This is a genomic window from Paracoccus aurantiacus (assembly GCF_007993065.1).
In the GTDB taxonomy this organism is placed as follows: Bacteria; Pseudomonadota; Alphaproteobacteria; order Rhodobacterales; family Rhodobacteraceae; genus Paracoccus; species Paracoccus aurantiacus.
On the sequence record NZ_VOPL01000006.1, the window covers coordinates 116,685 to 136,094 of the forward strand.

Annotated in this window: 16 protein-coding genes; 12 read left to right on the top strand and 4 right to left on the bottom strand. The window is 62.3% G+C overall.

From position 1 onward, the window contains the following. Window position 1 precedes the first annotated feature (1 nt). Window positions 2-1,273: a transcription termination factor Rho gene (gene rho / locus FQV27_RS14425; RefSeq protein WP_147099805.1), complete on the bottom strand. Its 1,272-nt coding sequence runs from the start codon at window positions 1,271-1,273 to the stop codon at window positions 2-4. A 138-nt stretch (window positions 1,274-1,411) separates the two neighbouring features. After that, on the bottom strand, window positions 1,412-1,858 hold the full coding sequence (locus FQV27_RS14430) for a CopD family protein (RefSeq protein ID WP_147099806.1): 447 nt from the start codon (window positions 1,856-1,858) through the stop codon (window positions 1,412-1,414). 369 nt (window positions 1,859-2,227) lie between these two features. On the opposite strand from FQV27_RS14430, the gene FQV27_RS14435 reads away from it, so the two are divergent. The 4 genes from FQV27_RS14435 to FQV27_RS14450 are packed head-to-tail and all read left to right on the top strand — an operon-like array spanning window position 2,228 to window position 5,348. After that, the gene (locus FQV27_RS14435) at window positions 2,228-3,088 is read left to right on the top strand and encodes a shikimate dehydrogenase (protein ID WP_147099808.1); all 861 of its coding nucleotides are present in this window, start codon (window positions 2,228-2,230) and stop codon (window positions 3,086-3,088) included. Continuing rightward, on the top strand, window positions 3,085-3,684 hold the full coding sequence (coaE, locus tag FQV27_RS14440; protein ID WP_147099810.1) for a dephospho-CoA kinase: 600 nt from the start codon (window positions 3,085-3,087) through the stop codon (window positions 3,682-3,684). Before FQV27_RS14435 ends, coaE begins: the two co-directional genes overlap by 4 nt. After that, on the top strand, window positions 3,677-4,399 hold the full coding sequence (dnaQ, locus tag FQV27_RS14445) for a DNA polymerase III subunit epsilon (protein ID WP_147099812.1): 723 nt from the start codon (window positions 3,677-3,679) through the stop codon (window positions 4,397-4,399). The genes coaE and dnaQ overlap by 8 nt, the downstream gene beginning before the upstream one ends. 49 nt (window positions 4,400-4,448) lie before the next feature. Continuing rightward, a complete protein-coding gene (locus tag FQV27_RS14450; RefSeq protein WP_246133116.1) occupies window positions 4,449-5,348 on the top strand; it encodes a YihY/virulence factor BrkB family protein in 900 nt (299 codons plus the stop codon). On the opposite strand, the gene FQV27_RS14455 is transcribed toward FQV27_RS14450, so the two are convergent. Together FQV27_RS14455 and FQV27_RS14460 are read right to left on the bottom strand one after the other, a co-directional pair. Then, the gene (locus FQV27_RS14455; protein WP_147099817.1) at window positions 5,330-6,433 is read right to left on the bottom strand and encodes a THUMP domain-containing class I SAM-dependent RNA methyltransferase; all 1,104 of its coding nucleotides are present in this window, start codon (window positions 6,431-6,433) and stop codon (window positions 5,330-5,332) included. The genes FQV27_RS14450 and FQV27_RS14455 overlap by 19 nt on opposite strands. Further along, complete coding sequence (locus FQV27_RS14460) at window positions 6,430-7,233, bottom strand: response regulator (RefSeq protein ID WP_147099822.1); 804 nt, start codon at window positions 7,231-7,233, stop codon at window positions 6,430-6,432. The genes FQV27_RS14455 and FQV27_RS14460 overlap by 4 nt, the downstream gene beginning before the upstream one ends. 92 nt (window positions 7,234-7,325) lie before the next feature. Between FQV27_RS14460 and FQV27_RS14465 the strand changes: the two genes are divergently transcribed. The 8 genes from FQV27_RS14465 (at window position 7,326) to addA (ending at window position 19,401) form a co-directional block, all read left to right on the top strand. Continuing rightward, window positions 7,326-7,472: a NepR family anti-sigma factor gene (locus FQV27_RS14465; RefSeq protein WP_147099824.1), complete on the top strand. Its 147-nt coding sequence runs from the start codon at window positions 7,326-7,328 to the stop codon at window positions 7,470-7,472. 4 nt (window positions 7,473-7,476) lie between these two features. After that, a complete protein-coding gene (locus FQV27_RS14470) occupies window positions 7,477-8,067 on the top strand; it encodes an RNA polymerase sigma factor (RefSeq protein ID WP_147099827.1) in 591 nt (196 codons plus the stop codon). A gap of 6 nt (window positions 8,068-8,073) precedes the next feature. Continuing rightward, window positions 8,074-9,855, top strand: a complete 1,782-nt coding sequence (locus tag FQV27_RS14475) for a sensor histidine kinase (RefSeq protein ID WP_147099830.1) — start codon at window positions 8,074-8,076, stop codon at window positions 9,853-9,855. A gap of 93 nt (window positions 9,856-9,948) precedes the next feature. Beyond that, window positions 9,949-11,007, top strand: a complete 1,059-nt coding sequence (locus FQV27_RS14480; protein ID WP_147099833.1) for an aldo/keto reductase — start codon at window positions 9,949-9,951, stop codon at window positions 11,005-11,007. Further along, on the top strand, window positions 10,989-12,419 hold the full coding sequence (tsaE, locus tag FQV27_RS14485; protein WP_147099835.1) for a tRNA (adenosine(37)-N6)-threonylcarbamoyltransferase complex ATPase subunit type 1 TsaE: 1,431 nt from the start codon (window positions 10,989-10,991) through the stop codon (window positions 12,417-12,419). Before FQV27_RS14480 ends, tsaE begins: the two co-directional genes overlap by 19 nt. Beyond that, window positions 12,407-13,087: a nucleotidyltransferase family protein gene (locus tag FQV27_RS14490; protein WP_147099839.1), complete on the top strand. Its 681-nt coding sequence runs from the start codon at window positions 12,407-12,409 to the stop codon at window positions 13,085-13,087. Before tsaE ends, FQV27_RS14490 begins: the two co-directional genes overlap by 13 nt. Continuing rightward, window positions 13,077-16,025 carry a double-strand break repair protein AddB gene (addB, locus tag FQV27_RS14495; protein ID WP_147099841.1) on the top strand — a complete coding sequence of 983 codons (2,949 nt, stop codon included), beginning with the start codon at window positions 13,077-13,079 and terminating at the stop codon, window positions 16,023-16,025. Before FQV27_RS14490 ends, addB begins: the two co-directional genes overlap by 11 nt. Next, window positions 16,018-19,401, top strand: coding sequence for a double-strand break repair helicase AddA (addA, locus tag FQV27_RS14500; RefSeq protein ID WP_147099844.1), 3,384 nt, complete (start codon window positions 16,018-16,020; stop codon window positions 19,399-19,401). Before addB ends, addA begins: the two co-directional genes overlap by 8 nt. Window positions 19,402-19,410: the final 9 nt, after the last annotated feature.

The window sequence follows — 19,410 nt, forward strand, 5'->3', positions numbered from 1 at the left end:
ATCACGCGTTCATGGATTCGAAGAAATCTGCGTTGTTCTTCGTCTGTTTCAGCTTCGAAATCAGGAACTCGATAGCGTCCGTGGTGCCCATCGGGTTCAAGATGCGGCGCAACAGGTAAGTCTTCTGCAGGTCTTTGGAATCAACAAGCAATTCTTCCTTCCGCGTCCCCGACTTCAGAATGTCCATGGCGGGGAATACGCGCTTGTCAGCCACCTTGCGGTCCAGCACGATCTCGCTGTTGCCGGTGCCCTTGAACTCCTCAAAGATGACCTCGTCCATCCGAGAGCCGGTATCGATCAGCGCCGTTGCGATGATGGTCAGTGACCCGCCTTCCTCGATATTTCGTGCGGCACCGAAGAATCGCTTCGGACGTTGCAGGGCGTTCGCATCGACACCGCCGGTCAGCACCTTACCAGAGCTTGGGACAACCGTGTTAAACGCCCTACCAAGTCTTGTGATCGAATCGAGAAGAATCACAACATCTCGCTTATGCTCCACGAGGCGCTTCGCCTTTTCGATCACCATCTCGGAAACGGCAACGTGGCGGCTCGCGGGTTCGTCGAAGGTCGACGAAACGACCTCTCCCCTGACCGAGCGCTGCATGTCAGTGACCTCTTCGGGCCGCTCGTCGATCAGCAGCACGATCAGATAGCATTCCGGATGGTTCCGCTCGATGGAATGAGCGATGTTCTGCAACAGAACCGTCTTACCTGTCCGCGGCGGTGCCACGATCAGCGAACGCTGACCCTTGCCGATCGGTGCCACCAGATCAATGATCCTTGCCGAGCGATCCTTGATGGTCGGGTCTTCGATTTCCATCTTCAGACGCTCATCGGGATAAAGCGGCGTCAGGTTGTCGAACGCGACCTTGTGACGCGCACGTTCCGGATCTTCAAAGTTGATCTTCTCGACCTTGGTCAGCGCGAAATAGCGCTCATTCTCACCCGGCGCGCGGATCACGCCCTCGACAGTGTCACCGGTTCGCAGCGAATGCTGCCGGATCATATCCGGGCTGACATAGATGTCGTCGGGTCCAGGCAAATAGTTGGCTTCGGTCGAGCGCAGGAAGCCGAAGCCATCCTGCACGACCTCAAGCACACCATCGCCGCCGATATCGTATCCATCCTCGGCATGTTCCTTCAGGATCGAGAACATCATCTCGCCCTTGCGCATGGTCGAGGCGTTTTCGATCTCCCATTCTTCGGCCATCGCCAGAAGATCCTTCGGGCTTTTCGCCTTCAGATCCGACAGGTTCAATCTTTCATCGCTCATCGCATCACCGAAAATCTCGCCCGCATTGCAGGCTGTCGCATTTTGTCATGGAGAAAATCCTCACCGGACGGCGGGATCGTTGCGCGCCGCATACCCGAGCGCGCGGGGTGAGTCAACTTTTCTTGGCGAATTGTTGTCTCAGAACTTGACGATCACCGAAACGACAATGATTGCCATCAGCAAAGTCGGCAACTCATTCATCATCCGATAGTTGCGCCCGCTGAGGCCCTCACCGCGCGCCAGAGCACGTCTCTGTCCCGCCAGCCACATATGAAACCAGGTCATCGCAATGACCGCCCCTGCCTTCGTCCAGGGCCACAGCATCGACCAGTCGACAATACCAGGCGTCATCACCAGCAGAAGACCGCAGATCCAAGCCACGATCATTGCGGGGTTCATAATCACCCGCAGAAGTTTGTCTTCCATGATCTGAAGAGAGGCCGCCGGTTCTACGCCGTCAAACCCGCGTTCGACGTGATAGACAAACAGCCTGGGCAGATAGAAAAGCCCGGCCATCCAGGCGATCACCGCCATCACATGCAGGGACTTTATCCAAGGATACAGCGTAGCGAGAAGTTCAGTCATGGCTCTGCCTTAATCCTTAATTGATAAGGAAGAAAGATGATGATGTTTGTAGGCCCTGTGGGTAGCAGTATAGCTTGGCAACGCAACATCCATCCACAGATCAATTGGCTTTAGAAGCATAAATGATATAATATAATCAGATATTTATAATATTAACTGGTGACTCTTCCACATGTTGTGCACAAGTCTGCGAATGCCTTGCACGTGTGGATAATTGCTCCTCGTTCTTCTTCGGTTCTTCGCAGTTTTCCACGGCAGAAATCCACCTCAGAACCGTACCGGCTTTATCCACAGACTTACCCCGAAAGCGTGCGCATGTCCGCCTGCTTTCCGCTTCCCACAGACGCGGCTTGCCGCTATCCAAGAGAGATGAAGGAAGATCTCATTGACAGTCGGGAAACACTGCCAGCCCACGTTCCTCTTGCCGGGGTGCTCGGATGGCCGATTGCGCATTCGCGCTCTCCCTTGCTGCACGGGCACTGGCTGCAAAGATACGATCTGCCGGGACACTATATTCCTCTTCCCGTTCGCCCTGAAAACCTGCTTGAGGTGCTGCGCGGGCTGACGAAAATGGGGTTTGTCGGGGCCAATGTGACCATTCCGCACAAGGAAACTGTCCTTCAGATCGCCGACATCGTGACTGATCGAGCCGCGTTGATCGGTGCAGCGAATACGCTCATCTTCCGTGAGGACGGCAAAATTCACGCTGACAACACTGACGGATACGGGTTCATTTCGAACCTGACGCAGAACGCGCCCGACTGGCAGGCGACACGTGGTGCCGCCGCTGTAATCGGGGCAGGCGGCGCAGCACGTGCAGTCGTTGCCTCTCTGCTTGAAAGCGGCGTGCCGGAACTGCGGATCACCAACCGCACAAAGTTGCGCGCCGAACAGATAAAGGCGGAATTCGGGGCGAAAGTGGTTGTCTATGACTGGGCGCAGGCCGGGAACATGCTTGAGGGCGCGACAACCGTGGTGAACGCCACGTCGATGGGAATGACCGGCAAACTGCCGCTTCGGATACCTCTGGATGCGCTCAGCCCCGACGCGCTGGTAACCGATCTTGTCTATACACCCCTCATGACTGACCTGCTGAAAGAGGCCCAGTCGCGCGGCTGCAAGGTCGTTGACGGACTGGGCATGCTGCTTCACCAGGCCGTACCGGGGTTCGAGCGCTGGTTCGGGCGTCGCCCGGAGGTGGACGAGGATCTGAGACAGGCGGTTCTGTGACTTTCAGGCTTGGACTCACTGGCTCTATCGGGATGGGCAAATCAACGGCGGGGCGCATGTTCGTTGACCTCGGCTATCCGCTTTGGGATGCAGACGCGGCGGTTCACCGCCTTTACGCGCAAGGCGGTGCTGCAGTGCGGCCTGTAGGCGAAGCTTTTCCGGGCGCCGTGTCTGAGGGGGCGATTGATCGTGAAAGGCTGAAGTCATTATTAGCCAATGATAGCAAAGGGTTGCAAAAGCTGGAGCGCATCGTTCACCCGCTTGTCGCGGCCGACCGGGAAGAATTTGTCGACGCCGCACGGCACAGGGGGGACCAGATCGTCGTGCTGGATATCCCACTTTTGTTCGAAACCGGGGCCGACGCGCAGATGGACGGCGTTGCCGTCGTCTCGACAAGTGCGCAGCTTCAACGTGAAAGAGTCATGGCGCGTGAGGGAATGACAGAGCAGACCTTCGCGATGATCCTGTCGCGTCAGATGCCGGATGACCAGAAGCGGGCTCGTGCCGACTGGATTATTCCGTCCGATAACATGCAGGTCGCACGGGATGCAGTGCGCAAGATATGTGACGAAATTCTGGAAAGACAAGATGCGTGAGATTGTTCTGGACACGGAAACCACGGGTTTCGACCCTGAAACGGGTGACAGGATCGTCGAGATCGGCGCGGTCGAGCTTGTGAACCACCTGCCCACCAACCGCACATTTCATAAATACCTCAACCCGGAACGCGACGTGCCCGCCGACGCGGTGTCGATTCATGGCCTGACCGGGGAATTCCTGCGCGACAAGCCCCTGTTCAGCGATATTGCGGCGGAATTCGTCGCGTTTATCGGCGAGGATGCCAAGCTGGTTATCCATAACGCAGCTTTCGACATGAAATTTCTGAATGCCGAACTGGCGCGGATCGGGCGTCCCAAGCTGCCCTGGTCGCGGGCGCTCGACACGCTTGCGCTGGCGCGGGAAAAGTTTCCCGGCGCGCAGAACTCTCTCGACGCGCTTTGCCGGCGCTTTGGCATCGACAATTCCGCGCGGACGCTGCACGGCGCGCTTCTTGACAGCGAGATTCTCGCCGACGTCTATCTGGAACTGATCGGCGGCCGCCAACCCGATCTCGTGCTTGCCGCGCCGGCGCCTGAAAAGCCGGTGCACGGCCAGCCTTCTGGAACCACTGCACCAGCTCAGATGCGCAGTCGCCCCCGTCCGCTTCCGCCACGCCTTGCGGCTGCAGAAATGCGGCTGCATGAGGAATTCATATCACGCATGGGGGATAAAGCGGTCTGGCTGCGTTACGTCAGCGTGCACAGCGATTGAACTCTCTCGCGGAAGCGTCAATGTTCATCACAGGCAAGAGACGGAGGGCGTGATCGGCCTGCTTTGGGATATCTGGCAGTTCATCAAGGCGATTGGCGAGCGGATGGACAAGATCCATATGGGTCTGATCTCTGCTGGCGTGGCGTTCTATGCCATGTTTGCCGTGTTTCCGGGGCTGGCCGCTATCATTGCGCTGTGGGGCCTGTGGTATGACCCGCATGTCATCGACGACTATATCCTTGTCGTGCAGGAATTCGTCCCGCCAGAGGCAATGCAGATCCTGCAATCTCAGGTCGATTCCCTGACATCTGGCGGGCGAACGCAGCTTGGCTGGGCATCTATGGTGTCGTTCGTGATCGCGACGATTGCGGCGCGGGCGGGCGTCGATGCGCTGGTGCGCGGTCTGAATGCGGCTTACGGGGTGCGTTCGCATTCGACGGTTACTGGATTTCTGGTCGCCTATGCGTTGACGCTGGCAATTGTCGGTGTCGTCTTCATGGGGCTCGCGACCATTGTTATCGTTCCCATCGTCCTGAATTTCCTGACCATCGGCCCGCTTCGGGCGTGGCTGGTCACAGGGTTGCCCTGGGCGGCGATGATCCTTCTGGTGATGATCGGGATCGGGATTTTCTATCGCTACGGACCGAACGTCAAAACGCCGCGCACCTCGATCTTCACCTGGGGATCGCTGGTCGCCGCGCTCAGCTGGGGCCTCGCCTCGCTTGCTTTCTCGGCCTATATCGGCAGCTTCAACAGCTATAACCGCATCTACGGCTCAATCGGTGCTGTCGTGGCGCTTCTGATGTGGTTCTATCTCGGTGCGTTTTCCGTGATGCTGGGCGCCGTTTTCAATGTCGAGCTGCGCCGCCGGCGCCGTGTATCCGCAGCCCGCGAGGCGCGTCAGTCATTGCGTGACGAGGCCCAGGACGTTCAGAGCGGGCCAGTCTGATAAAGCCGCACCTTCAGCCCGCCATGAGCGACGATCGGGCCGGGTTCGTGAAACTTCAGGCCAGTCGCGCGCGCCAATGCCGGCTCTGATGTGACAATGCCAATGCGCCAGCCTGCGAAGCGGGTGCGGAATACCTCGCCCATCGCCGCGTGCAGACCAAACAGCGGGCCCTTGTTTCCGACCCGTGCGCCGTAAGGCGGGTTGATCATGACAAGGCCGGGCGGGCCTTCGGGCGGTATCGCGTCCGAAATGGCACCCTGCGCAAAGTCGCACCACGCATCGACGCCCGCCCGTTCGGCATTTGCCACGCTCATCCGGATCGCGCCGGCATCGCGGTCTGAACCGAAGAATCGATGGTTGGGCCTGCGCGGGGCAGCCTGTGATTTCATGCTGTCCCAGACGGCGGGATCGAAGGTTGCGAAATCCTCGAAAGCGAAATGTCGCGAGCGACCCGGATAAAGACCGGCGGCGATCTCTGCTGCTTCTATTACGAACGTGCCAGAACCGCACATCGGGTCAAAGACGGTTTCGCCACCGTCGTAACCGCATTCCCGCAGGAATGCCGCCGCCATCGTCTCTCGCATCGGCGCTTTGGCCACGGCCTCTTTGTGGCCGCGCTTGTGAAGGCTCTCGCCGGAACTGTCGAGGCTCAGCACCGCAAGATCGTCATCTATCCGCAGCTTGACGACGACAGCAGCGTCATCGGCCAGTGGCGCGCCAAGTTCCTCGGTGATCGCGCGCTCGACGCGTTGGGCGGCAGCGCCTGCGTGGTAGATCCGCGACTTTCGGCACGTCGCCTCGACCCGCACCGGGGTGTCACTCCGCAGGATCTCGGACCAGGGGAATTTGCGCGCCCGCTTGTCAAGCTGCGCGAGATGCATCGCGCGAAACTGGCCGATGCGAACCAGAACCCGCGTCGGGCAGCGCAGCACAAGATTGGCGCGCCAGACTTCGGACCAAGGCCCGCGCGTTTCGACGCCACCGGGGACGATCAACGGATCGGCAAACCCTGCATCGCGCGCTTCATCGGCCAGGGGCTGTTCCAGCCCCGGCGTGGCAACCAGAAAGATGCCGAGATCGCTCAGCTTGCTTCCAGCCCTTCGGTCGAGGCGAAGAACATGGCCTGACTGACCGCGGAACTCACCTGATCCTCGGTATAGGGCTTGGCGATCAGGAAGGCCGGCTCGGGCCGGTCGCCGGTCAGAAGGCGTTCCGGGAAGGCGGTGATGAAGATCACCGGAACCTCACCCAGAGAGCCGAGAAGCTCGTTCACCGCATCGACACCGGACGATCCGTCGGCAAGCTGAATATCTGCAAGAATCAGGTCGGGACGGATCTCCGATGCAAGCTGAATCGCGGCCGAATGGGTCCGCGCGATCCCTGTGACCTCGTGCCCCAATGCCTGAACGATACCCTTCAGGTCCATAGCGATGATGGTCTCGTCCTCGATTACCATGACCTTGCCGCGCAGCGACTTGCCCATCTCGTCCATCGCGATGCGGACAAGGTCTTCAGCCTCGGACTGCTCGATCTGCATGATCTCGGCGATCTGATCGTATCGCATTCCCTCGATCGAATTCAGCAGCAGCGCCTCGCGCGAATTCGGCGTCAATCCGGCCAGATGTGCTTGCGCACGCTTGCTGCGGGAACTGCCATCGGCATCCGCGACGGGCTGACCGCTGGATTGCCAGATCGCATGAAACGCGCGGAACAGACCGACGCGCGGATCGCGTCCCTCCATCACATCGCGATCCGACAGGATCGCTTCCAGCGTGGCGGCCGCGTAGTTGTCGCCCGCTGTCTGACTGCCTGTCAGCGCACGTGCATAACGACGCAGATAAGGCAGATCGCGCCCGATGGACTTGGCAAGCTCGGCAGAAGACATGTAAACCCCTATCATCACGGTCCCCGATGGAACCTGAGCATGATCTATCGGTTGAGGCGCGTGGACACAAGATTGCCGGGATTAACAAAAACATGACGACCAAGCGGGACGAGCGCAAGAAGGCGGCGCTGGACAAGCAGATCGACGAAAACCTCAAACGCGTTTACGACGAGGAGCTTGACCAGGACATTCCCGACAGGTTCCTTGCCCTGCTGGACAAACTGCGCGAGCAGGAGTGACCACATGACCAATTCAGCAAAAGCCGCGCAGGGTGCAAAGTCCGGCGCAACGCCCCGCGACGAGCTGGTGAATCACCTTCCGGCGCTTCGTGCCTTCGCGTTATCGCTGACGCGCGATGGCTCCTCTGCCGACGATCTTGTGCAGGATACCATCGTCAAAGCATGGACGAACATGGACAAGTTTCAGCCCGGCACGAACCTGCGCGCCTGGCTTTTCACGATCCTGCGCAACACGTTCTATTCCGCGCGCCGCAAAACCAAACGAGAGGTTTCGGATGCAGACGGCGTCCACGCTGCGCGTCTGGCGACGCGACCGGAACATGATGGCCGCCTTGCGTTGAATGATTTCCGCACTGCCTTCGAAAAGCTGCCCGACGAGCAGCGCGAGGCGCTGATTCTTGTTGGCGCATCGGGCTTTTCCTACGAAGAAGCTGCGGAAATGACCGGGGTTGCCGTCGGCACGGTCAAGTCGCGCGCCAATCGTGGCCGCCGCCGGCTTGCCGAACTGCTTCAGCTTGAAGACGGCGAAGAGCTGGAAATGACCGACCGTGCGACCATGGCCGCGATGGCGTCGAACGCCCCTGTCATGCGCTGAGGTGAGATGCTGCGGGATCTGTCCGAGGCGCTTCAATTCACCAAGGGTCTCGGGTTTCGTCTTGCGGCGCTGCTATCGGTGGCAATCCTGCCCATCGGGCTGATGTCACTGATCCAGACGATGTATCTTTCCGGCGAGGCCGAGCGTTCGGCCGAAACCGCGATTGTCGGCCGCACTGGGGCGGCCGCGGCAGGCGAGCGCGCGCTGTTTCAGGGCGCGCTTGGCACGGCGGACGCGCTTGGCCCCGCAGTCTTGCGGGAAATCGCGAATCCGGCCGCGTGCTCCGAGATGCTGAGCAGTTTTGTCGAACGCGGCGCGACCTATGTCTATGCAGGCTTCGTTCAGCTTTCCGGCATGACGGACTGCAATTCCGGCGGGGCAGAGCGTGATCTGACTGGTTTCGCCGCCTATGAACATTTCGTCGTCAACCCCACCACGATGGTGGTGCCGATGCGTGCGGGCGCGATCAGCGGCAAGCCTGTCGTCGTCGTCGCACAGCCGCTTTACCGCGACCGCGAATTGCTGGGCTATGTCGCGGTATCGCTCTCGCAGGAACTGCTGCAATCGACCCACAGCTCCGTCTATGGCAGCAGCGGCGCACGGACGATCACCTTCAACGCAGACGGTGACATTCTGTCTGCGGATGAAGGTGTGATCGACGAAATCAGCGGCGCGCTGCCACGCGACGAGACGCTGCGAAGCCTGATCTCGCGCGCCGAGACGACGTTCACCGATGTCACCGATTCCGGCGAACAGCGCGTCTTTGCGGTCGTGACTGTGGTTCCCGGCCTTGTGTATGCGTTGGGCAGCTTCAGCCCGACCGAGGCCGGGGTTCAGGGATATCGTGTGACCAAGCTGACGGCGGTTCTGTTCGCTGTTGCGCTGTGGGCCGTGTCGCTTGGCGTTGCGTATTATGCCGTCTACCGGCTGGTTCTGCGCCACGTGCGCGAATTGCGGGGTCAGATGCGCCGCTTCGCGGTCGGCGACCGGGCCGCCCCACCCCGGATCATGGAAGATGCGCCGACGGAAATCGCCGACGTGTCGCGGACCTTCCACAGCATGGTGCGCATCCTGAACAGGGACGAAGCAGCGCTGGAATCCGCCATCGACGAAAAGACGGTGCTGCTGAAGGAAGTGCATCACAGGGTCAAGAACAATCTTCAGCTTATCGCTTCGATCATCTCGATGCAGGGCCGCGTGATCGAACATGACGACGCCAAACGGGTCCTGCGCTCGGTTCAGGATCGCGTTGCCTCGCTCGCGTCGATCTACAAGAACCTCTATCAGGCAGAGCATCTTGAATCCGTGGATGCGGACAGGCTCATTTCGGAAATCATCAACCAAATGACCCGCGCATCCTCCAGCCCAGATTTCCGGCTGCATGTCGAAACCGACCTGATGCCGCTTGTCCTGCAGCCTGACCAGGCCGTTCCGCTGACACTCCTGACCAACGAGGCCTTTACGAACGCGGTAAAATATGCCGGTGTGCCGCCGGGCGAGGACAAGGCCTGGGTCAGCGTGAAACTGAGCCGCGTCGATGCCGATCACGCGCGCCTCGACGTCACCAACTCTATCGGCGAACAGGATCTGGCGATGGAAGGCACCGGTCTGGGCAGCCAGCTTATCGAAGCCTTCGCGATGCAGCTTGATGGAGAGGCCGAAATCAGCACAACGGACACCGAATATACCCTGTCGCTTGTCTTCCATATCGAGGAAATCCGGCCGCTCCCAGTCGAAGATTGCACTGTCGTGCTGACCTCTGCCGCGCGTGACGGGGCGCGTCACTGAGGCGAGACCGACTTCGGGCGCGTTCCCGCGATCACGGCCTTTCCATCCCGCGTCCGGGGCTGTAGCGTCCCGCGCGAACCCATAGGAGGCAGCATGAAGCGCGAAAATCTTGGACAGAGCGATGTCGAGGTCAGTTCCTTCTGCCTTGGCACCATGACCTTCGGCAACCAGACCGACGAATCCGACGCCCACGCGCAGATCGACCGTGCACTCGCGGCGGGCATAACGTTTCTGGATTGCGCCGAAGCCTATCCGGTGAACCCCATCCGCGCCGAAACCGCCGGACGGTCCGAGGAAATCATCGGCAACTGGTTCGCCAAAAGCGGTCGTCGTGACGAGGTCGAGATAGCAACGAAAGTCAGCGGCAATGGCTCTGCTGTCCGCGACGGCGAAGGATTCAGCGGCGATATCATCCGCGGCACGATCGACGCCTCGCTGAAGCGGCTGCAGACCGATGTCATCGACCTGTATCAGCTTCACTGGCCGATGCGCGGCGGTTACGGCTTCCGGCAGAACTGGCGCTATGACCCGTCGGGGCAGAGCCGGCAGCAGAATATAGATCATATGGGCGACGTGTTGCGGGCCCTGTCGGATGCTGTCACCGAGGGAAAGATCCGCGCCTTCGGGCTGTCGAACGAGACGGCGTGGGGCACCACGCGCTGGATCGACACCGCTGAACGGGTCGGCGGGCCACGTGTCGTGTCGATCCAGAACGAATATTCGCTGCTGGCCAGACTTTACGACACTGATCTGGCCGAGGTCGCGGTAAACGAAGCTGTTACCCTGCTCGCCTATTCGCCGCTCGCGGCGGGGCTGCTGACCGGCAAATATCAGAATGGTGCGATGCCCGAGGCAAGCCGTATGGCGGTCGATATCGCGACCGGCGGCACAGGCATGCTGGGTGGCCGCAAGACCGTCCGCGTCTTTCCGGCAATCGACGCGTATCAGGCGCTTGCCCGCGAACACGGGATCGACCCGGTGCATATGGCGTTGGCCTGGCTGCGCACGCGGCCTTTCCCGGTCATTCCGATCCTTGGCGCGACCAATGTCGACCAGCTTGACCATCAGCTTGCGGGGCTGGAGACGCCGATTCCCGGCGATCTTCGGGCCGCAATTGACGATCTGAACCGCGAATGGCCGCTGCCTTACTGACCGTAAGCGCAGATGCCGCGCTAACCGAGGCATTTGCCCGTGCGCTCGCGCCAGATCTGGGCGCGGGCGATACGCTGCTGCTTGACGGGCTTGTAGGCGCGGGCAAATCGCATTTTGCGCGGGCGCTGATCCGCGCGCGGCTCGGGAACCCGTCCGAGGATGTGCCAAGCCCGACATTCACGCTGGTGCAGACCTACGAAGGAATGCCCCCCATCTGGCACGCCGATCTGTACCGGCTGAGCGACCCCGCCGAAATCGACGAGCTTGGCCTGAGCGACGCGATTGCCGACAGCATCGCGCTGATCGAATGGCCTGACCGGATGGAGGATGTGCCCGGCGCGCTGACCCTGCGAATTATGCCCGGTGAAAACCCGGACCTGCGCCGGATCGGGTTGGCTGGTGATCCCGCGAGGTGGCGGCGCGCCGCGCGCGCCCTAGCGCGGGCCGATTTTGCACAGCAGTCCGGTTGGGGCGACGCCGCAGTTGCGTTTCTCGCGGGCGATGCCTCGTCACGGCGCTATTATCGGCTGACCCGCGACGACGCGACGGCGGTCATGATGGACGCCGATGCGGCCACGCTGCGCCCCTACCTCGCCATGACCGAATGGCTGGCGCAGCGCGACTTCGATGTGCCGCGCATCATCGCCGCGGACCGTGATGCGGGCCTTGCGCTGATCGAGGATTTCGGCGACGCGCAGGTCGCCCGCGTGATTGAGGCGGACCCGGCCTGCACCGGCGCGCTGTATGACCGCATATCCGGCATGCTTGCGCGTCTGGCGGGCTTTCCACCGGCACCGGGTATCCTGCGGCTTGACGGGGCGGAAATGGCCCGCCAGCTTGCCCTTTTCGCCGAATATTATCCTGACGCAGCGGGGGCGGATGCCGATGCGATGGCCGCAGCGGCCGAAATCGCCCCGACATTCGAACGCCTGCATCAACAGTTCTGCACCGACCAGAAACCGGTGACGAGCCTGCGCGATTTTCATGCCGAGAACATCATTCTGACGCCGGATAATCGCTTGGGATTGCTGGATTTTCAGGATGCGGTTGCGACCCATCCGGCCTATGATCTCGTTTCTGCGCTGCATGACGCGCGCCGCGACATACCGGAACATGTCGAACGCGCGGCTGTGGATCGCTTCCTGTCGGAAACCGGCTTCGATCCTGAACGCTTTCATGTGGCCTTTGCACTGTTGGGCGCGCAGCGTAATCTGCGGATCATGGGGATTTTCACACGTCTTTGCATCCGTGACGGCAAGCCACGCTATCTCGATTTCATGCCGCATGTCTGGTCGCTGATCCGGCGCGAGGTCGCGCATCCGGCACTGACCGAGCTGAATGCGCTGATCGCCAGGATTCCCGCGCCCACTGACGCCATTCTGCAAAGGATACGCGCGCAATGCCCCCGCTGATGATTTTCGCTGCCGGTAAGGGAACGCGCATGGCACCCCTGACCGATACCCGCCCCAAACCGCTGATCGAGGTCGCGGGACGCACTCTGCTGGATCGTGCGATCGACATGGGGCGGCAGGCGGGCGCGGAACGGATCGTCGTCAACACGCATTACCTCGGCGATCAGGTCCGGGATCATCTTGCCGGGTCTGGCATCGCGATTTCGGACGAGGCCGAGCAGCTTCTTGAAACCGGCGGTGGCCTGCGCAAGGCGCTGCCGCTGCTTGGACCTGGTCCGGTCATGTCGCTGAACCCCGATGTCATCTGGACCGGGCCGAACCCGCTTTCGTCGCTGCGTTCGGCCTGGGACCCTGCCCGCATGGACGCGCTGCTGATGCTTGTGGCCCATGACAGCGCGCGGGGCCGGATCGGACCGGGTGATTTCAGTCTGGATCATGCCGGGCGGATCACGCGGAAGGGCGATTTTGTCTATGCCGGCTGCCAGATCATCAAGCCGGACCTGCTGGGGACGATCACCGAGGACGCTTTCTCGCTGAACCGGCTATGGGATCTGATGATTGCGGGCGGCCGCGCCTACGGAATCACCCATCCCGGCGGCTGGTGCGATCTCGGTCGCCCCGAGACGATTGCAATGGCCGAAGCCATGCTGGCCGAAGATGTGGTCTGACTGGAAAAACGGCACATTCGCGCTGCCGCCGGGCGCCGATTTCTGTCGCGGCGTCGTCGATGGGCTGATCGGGCGCGTGCAGGGCAAACCGCCCGAAGCGATGGCGGCGATCACGATATACGTCAACGCCGCACGCACATTGAACACGCTGCGCACCGCGTTCGACGCCCATGCTGCGCAGAACGGCCCGCTTCTGCTGCCGAAGCTGCGCCTGATCTCGGACCTCGGCGCGGCACTTCCGGGCGAAAGGGCTGCGCCCCTTGCGCGCGTGCTGGACCTCGGCAATCTGGTATCAAGGTTGATCGAGCGTGATCCTGTGCTTGGCGCGGGCCAGTCAGTCCCGGAATTGGCGCAATCGCTGTCGGAATTGATGGGAGAGATGCAGTCTGAAGGCTGCGATGCGACAAGTCTCGATCAGATCGACATTCGCGAACACGCGGCACATTGGCAGCGAAGCCTTCAGTTTCTGCACATCGCGGCCGGTTTCTATCTTTCTGACCCGCCGGTAGATACCGCATCCCGCCAGCGCCGCCGCGCCGAGGCGCTGGCCCAGGCATGGCAGGATGGGCGCGATCTTCCGCAGAATCCGGTTCTCGTCGTCGGCTCCACCGGGTCGCATGGCGCGACGCGATTGTTCCTTCGCGCGGTGGCCGGCCTTCCATTGGGCGCGGTTATCCTTCCCGGCTATGACTTCCATCAGCCGGATCGGGTTTGGGATCATCTTGGCGCCGGTGACGACGACCACCCTCAAGCGCGACTTGCGGCGCTGCGTGGCGAAGGCGTGATGCCGTGGACAGACGCCCCGCAGAACGAAGTCAACAAGCTGATCTCGCTTGCGTTGCGGCCTGCGCCGGTCACCGATCAGTGGATATCCGAAGGCCCGCATCTGCCAGAGATTTCTGCCCTTACCAAGAACATGACGCTGATCGAGGCCGACCAGCCGCAAGAGGAAGCCGATGCCATCGCCGTCCTGATCCGCGATGCCGTCGGGCGTGGGCAGCCTGTTCGCCTGTTCGCTGCTGACCGTGGCTTGGTGCGCCGCGTCGGTGCGGCACTGGATCGCTGGGATCTGTCGCTTGATGACAGCGCGGGCGAGCCGCTTCATCTTTCAGGTCCGGGGCTGTTCCTGCGCCATGTCGCGGGGCTTTTCGGTCAGCGGCTCAGCATCGACACATTGCTTGCGCTGCTGAAGAACCAGATAACCGCGACGGGCAGCAGTCATGGCGATTCCCTGCGCCATACCCGCGATCTGGAACTGCGCCTGCGCAGCCACGGGCCGGCCTTCCCGGACGGTGAGACGCTGCGAGACTGGGGCAGCCGGGGTGATGAGAGCCGCAAGATATGGGCAAGCTGGCTGTCATATGCACTGGATATAGTAACGACTGCTGCAGATGACGTGACCAATCGTCCGGTGACAGATCGGCTTGCCGATCACCTGCACCTGGCCGAGTGGATGGCCGCAGGGCCGGGAGGTGACGCCCTGCAGTCGCGGCTGTGGGACGACGCGGCGGGCCATGCCGCGAAGGCGGCCATGAGCTATCTTGCAGATCACGCGGGGCGCGCGCAGGCGATGGGGCCACGCGATTACGGCGACCTTATCGACACGCAGCTTTCCGCACAGGCCGTGCGCGCGCGCGACCGGGGCCATCCGCTGATCCGCGCCTGTGGACCGCGTGAAGCCAGAACCGAGGTCAATCTTTCAGACAATGCCATCGTGATCCTTGCCGGTCTGAACGAAGGTGGCTGGCCGCAATCGTTGCCCCCCGATCCGTGGCTGTCGCGCGATATGCGTCGGCAGGCCGGGCTGACCGTCCCCGAACGGCAGGTCGGGCTTTCAGCGCATGACTTTCAGCAGGCCATTGCCGCACCCGAGGTCGTGATGACCCGCGCGCGCCGCGATGCCGATGCCGAAACAATCCCGTCGCGCTGGTTGAACAGGCTGACCAACCTTGTCTCTGGCCTGCCGGATCAGGGTGGCCCGCAGGCGCTTGACGCGATGCGTATGCGTGGCGGGCGCTGGCTGGCGCTGGCGCGGCAATTGGTTCAGCCGCGCTTCAAGCTTGATCCGGCGCCGCGCCCTGCCCCTGTGCCGCCCGCGCCGGCATTCGACAATATCTCGGTCACGCAGGTCAGCAAGCTGATCCGCGACCCATATTCCATCTATGCCAGCAAGGTCTTGCGCCTGCGCCCGCTTGACCCGCTGCGTCCCGAACCCGATGCATCCTTGCGTGGGCAGGTGCTGCACAAGGTCGCGGAACGCCTGCTCAGCCCGCCACCATCGCCCGACACACCCCCCGCCGTGCTTGCAGAGCGCTTTCTTCAGGCGACGCGCGACGTGCTGGCGCAGGAGGTACCGTGGCCGGCCGCGCGCGCCTTCTGGCAGGCGCGCATGGATCGCATCGCGACACAGATCGCCAAGGACGAGGCGAACCGCCTTCAGAACGGACGCCCGCTTGTCGTCGAAAGCACGCATAGCTTGCCTGTTCCGGGGCTGAACCTTCGGCTGACGGCGAAGCCCGACCGGATCGACCGGTTGGCGGGTGGTGAGGCGGCGCATGTCTACGATTACAAATCTGGCCGCCCGCCAAATGACCGCGAGATCGAGCATTTCGACAAACAGCTTCTGCTTGAGGCGGCAATGGTCGCCAAGGGGGCGTTCCCGACGCTCGGGCCGGTGGAGGTCGAGGGTATCAGCTATATACAGCTCGGCGCTGAGGGCGAGACACATCCGCGAAAATTTACTGCGGATGCGGCCGAGGAAACCTGGCAGAAATTCGTGATCCTCGCCTCGCATTACCTGCGCGGAGAGCGCGGCTTCACCGCGCGGCGTGCCTTGCAGAAAACCACGGATGCGGGCGATTACGACCACCTCTCCCGCTATGGCGAATGGGGTGACGGGGATCTGCCCGTCAAGATGCGGGTGGGCGGCGATGGCTGAGGCGACAAGCGATGCAACCCTGCGCCAGATTGCGGCGGCCGATCCGGCGCGTTCGACCTGGCTGACGGCCAATGCGGGTTCGGGCAAGACGCGGGTGCTGACCGACCGTGTCGCTCGCCTGCTGCTGAACGGAACCAGACCAGAACGCGTGCTGTGCCTGACCTATACCAAGGCCGCCGCGACAGAGATGCAGAACAGGCTGCTGCAGCGGCTTGGCGAGTGGGCGATGCTGCCGGCCGACGAATTGCACGCGACGCTGCGTGAACTCGGTGCGGGCGAGGTGTCTGATCTTGGTGCCGCGCGGCGTCTGTTCGCGCAGGCAATCGAGACGCCGGGCGGCTTGAAGGTGCAGACGATCCACAGCTTCTGCGCCTCGCTTCTGCGCCGCTTTCCGCTGGAGGCAGGCGTCCCACACGGCTTTACCGAGCTTGACGATCGAAGCGCCTCCCTGCTGCGTGCCGAAGTGCTGGAGGAGATGGCAGAGCAGGGCGCCGCCGAGATGGCCGACATCACCGCGATCACCTCGGGTGAGCGTGTGGACAGCCTTCTGGCAGAACTGACGCGCAATTTCACCGCCGATCCCACGCTGGCAGGTATGCGCGCTGCTGCCGCGCTGCCCGAAGGTCTGACCGATGACGGTCTTGTTCGCAACGTATTGACCGGCACCGAAGCCGAGATGTTCCGCGCCATGATCCCGGCGCTGCTGGGAAGTGGAAGCAACGATCGGAAGCTTGCGGCGGCCCTTCTGCGCGGCAACTGGGATAACCCGTCCTCAACCGAGCTGGAGCTGCTGGAGGGCGCGCTGCTTTTCGGCGCTTCTGCAAAGGCTCCGTTCGCACCGAAGATCGGCGGCATTCCGACCAAAGCGCTGCAATCCGGGCCCTGCGCCGCATATATGGACGATCTGAATGCGCTGATGCAGCGGGTGGCCGACGCACGGCCGTTGCGCGTCGCAATTAATTTCGTGAACAGAAGCGCAGCACTTCACCGCTTTGCGCGGGCGTTTGCAGCCCGGTATGAGGCGCGCAAGGCGGCTGCCGGCTGGCTTGATTTCGACGACCTCATCATGCGGGCGGGACAGCTTCTGTCAGATGCCGCAATGGCACAATGGGTCCTGTTCCGGCTTGACGGCGGCATCGACCATATTCTTGTTGACGAGGCACAGGATACGTCGCCGGAACAATGGCGCGTGGTCGAACGGTTGACGGCGGAATTCACGACAGGGGTATCGGACCGGCTGCGAACGCTTTTCGTGGTCGGCGACCCGAAGCAGTCGATCTATTCATTTCAGGGTGCCGATATTGCGGTGTTCGAATCGCGGCGTGACCAGTTCGGCGAGGCCTTCGCGATGGTCGAACAGCCGATGCAACGCCTTGATCTTGAATACTCTTTCCGCTCCTCGCCCGCGATCCTTGGTGCGGTAGATTCAACATTCGCCGGTGATGCGGGGCTTGGGCTGGGGCAGGAAAGCCGCCACCGCGCGTTTCACAGCGGCCGTCCGGGGCGCGTGGATCTTTGGCCCGTCGCCGAAGCCCCGCCGTCACCCGAAGAAACCCCGTGGGAAGATCCGGTTGACCGGCTGGCCCCCGATGCGGCCCCGACCCGGCTGGCCGAGGAAATCGCGCGTCAGGTTTCGGCGATGCTCGACCCGGATACGGGAACCAGCATCACAACCCGCAGCGGCGAGATCCGGCGCATGACGGCGGGCGACATTCTGATCCTTGTGCAGGGCCGTCGCTCGCCCCTGTTCGGAGAGATCATTCGCGCGCTGAAGGCAGCGGAACTGCCCGTCGCGGGTGCGGACAGGCTGCGGCTGGCGGCAGAGCTGGCGGTGAAGGATATCCGGGCGTTGCTGAACTTTCTCGCCACACCTGAGGATGATCTCTCGCTTGCAGCCCTGCTCCGCTCTCCGCTTATCGGGTTGGACGAGGATGCGCTGTATCGCCTTGCGCATGGGCGCGGCGAACGCGAATTTCTTTGGGCGCGGCTGCGGAATTCCCACCACGACGAAGCGCGCGCCATGTTGGGCGACATGATCGACAATTCGATGCTGCGCCCATTCGACCTGATCTCGCGGCTGCTGAACCGGCATGGCGGGCGCGAGCGGCTTCTGGCGCGCCTTGGGCCAGAGGCCGAGGACGGCATTGACGAGTTGCTGACCCAGGCGCTTGCGTATGAGCGGACCGAAGTGCCGTCGCTGACCGGCTTTCTTGTCTGGCTGTCCGCCGATGAGGTAGAGGTGCGCCGTCAACCCGGATCAGGCGCAGGGCTGATCCGGGTGATGACGGTCCACGGCTCCAAAGGGCTGGAAAGCCCGGTCGTAATCTTGCCCGATACCCATAAACGCCAGTCATCGCGTCCACCGGAGGTGCTGCGCCCGAAGGGTGGAGAGCCCATGCTGGCAGGTCGGGCTGATGCGCGGCCCCCCTTCGCGCAGGACGCTGTCGCCGAAGCTGCCCGCCTGAACGCCGAAGAACGAAAGCGCCTGCTTTACGTCGCCATGACGCGGGCGGAAAGCTGGCTGATCGTGGCGGCGGCGGGTGAAATCGGCGAGCGTGGCGAAAGCTGGTATGGCATGGTCCGCGACGGGTTGGAGGGCAGCGGGCTTGCGGAAACCACGCAGCAAGGCGGGCTGGGCGATATCCGGCGCTTCAGTTTTGGCGACTGGCCCGCAGCGCCGCCACCTGCAACCGCTGCGACAGCGGCGGTCGTGGGCGAAGACGCACCCTGGCTGTGGACGAATCCGCCGCCTGTCTTGCCGCGCCGGTTGCCGATGACCGCCTCTGCGCTTGGGGGCGCGAAGGCTCTGCCCGGCCCGGACGGCGATGACCCGGAAGCCGCGATGCTGTTCGGGACACGGCTGCACCTTCTTCTTGAACAGCTTCCCGCCTTGCCGCGAACCGAATGGCAGGCCCGCGCGCGCGATCTTCTTGTCGCAGGCGAAGGCGGCATGCCGGATGGCCCGATGCTCGCGCGCCTGATCGACGACGCGTCGGCGGTGCTGGACGCACCTGCCCTGAGCGAGGTTTTCACCCCGCCGGAAGGCGCGAAAATCCTGACCGAGGCAGAGCTTTCAGCAAAGCTGCCCGGTATCGGTCTGATGCGCGGTATAGCGGACCGGCTGATCGTCTCGGATCAGGGGGTGAGCGTGATCGACTTCAAGACGAACGCGACCGTGCCCGCCCGCCCCGAGGATACGCCCGTCGGCATCCTGCGCCAGATGGCGGCCTATCGCGCGGCGCTTGCCGGGATCTATCCCGACCGTCCGGTAACGGCTGGCGTTCTGTGGACGGCGACACGGGAACTTATGTGGCTGCCCGACACGCTTCTGGATCAGGCGATGGCCGCCCTTGACCTGACCCGCGACGGCACCTAGCTGTTGACT

Bases quoted from the DNA above. Each gene is read 5' to 3' on its own strand.
- rho (WP_147099805.1), bottom strand. From the start codon at position 1,273: ATGAGCGATGAAAGATTGAACCTGTCGGATCTGAAGGCGAAAAGCCCG.
- FQV27_RS14430 (WP_147099806.1), bottom strand. From the start codon at position 1,858: ATGACTGAACTTCTCGCTACGCTGTATCCTTGGATAAAGTCCCTGCAT.
- FQV27_RS14435 (WP_147099808.1), top strand. From the start codon at position 2,228: ATGAAGGAAGATCTCATTGACAGTCGGGAAACACTGCCAGCCCACGTT.
- dnaQ (WP_147099812.1), top strand. From the start codon at position 3,677: ATGCGTGAGATTGTTCTGGACACGGAAACCACGGGTTTCGACCCTGAA.
- FQV27_RS14460 (WP_147099822.1), bottom strand. From the start codon at position 7,233: ATGTCTTCTGCCGAGCTTGCCAAGTCCATCGGGCGCGATCTGCCTTAT.
- FQV27_RS14465 (WP_147099824.1), top strand. From the start codon at position 7,326: ATGACGACCAAGCGGGACGAGCGCAAGAAGGCGGCGCTGGACAAGCAG.
- FQV27_RS14470 (WP_147099827.1), top strand. From the start codon at position 7,477: ATGACCAATTCAGCAAAAGCCGCGCAGGGTGCAAAGTCCGGCGCAACG.
- FQV27_RS14475 (WP_147099830.1), top strand. From the start codon at position 8,074: ATGCTGCGGGATCTGTCCGAGGCGCTTCAATTCACCAAGGGTCTCGGG.
- FQV27_RS14480 (WP_147099833.1), top strand. From the start codon at position 9,949: ATGAAGCGCGAAAATCTTGGACAGAGCGATGTCGAGGTCAGTTCCTTC.
- tsaE (WP_147099835.1), top strand. From the start codon at position 10,989: ATGGCCGCTGCCTTACTGACCGTAAGCGCAGATGCCGCGCTAACCGAG.
- FQV27_RS14490 (WP_147099839.1), top strand. From the start codon at position 12,407: ATGCCCCCGCTGATGATTTTCGCTGCCGGTAAGGGAACGCGCATGGCA.
- addB (WP_147099841.1), top strand. From the start codon at position 13,077: ATGTGGTCTGACTGGAAAAACGGCACATTCGCGCTGCCGCCGGGCGCC.
- addA (WP_147099844.1), top strand. From the start codon at position 16,018: ATGGCTGAGGCGACAAGCGATGCAACCCTGCGCCAGATTGCGGCGGCC.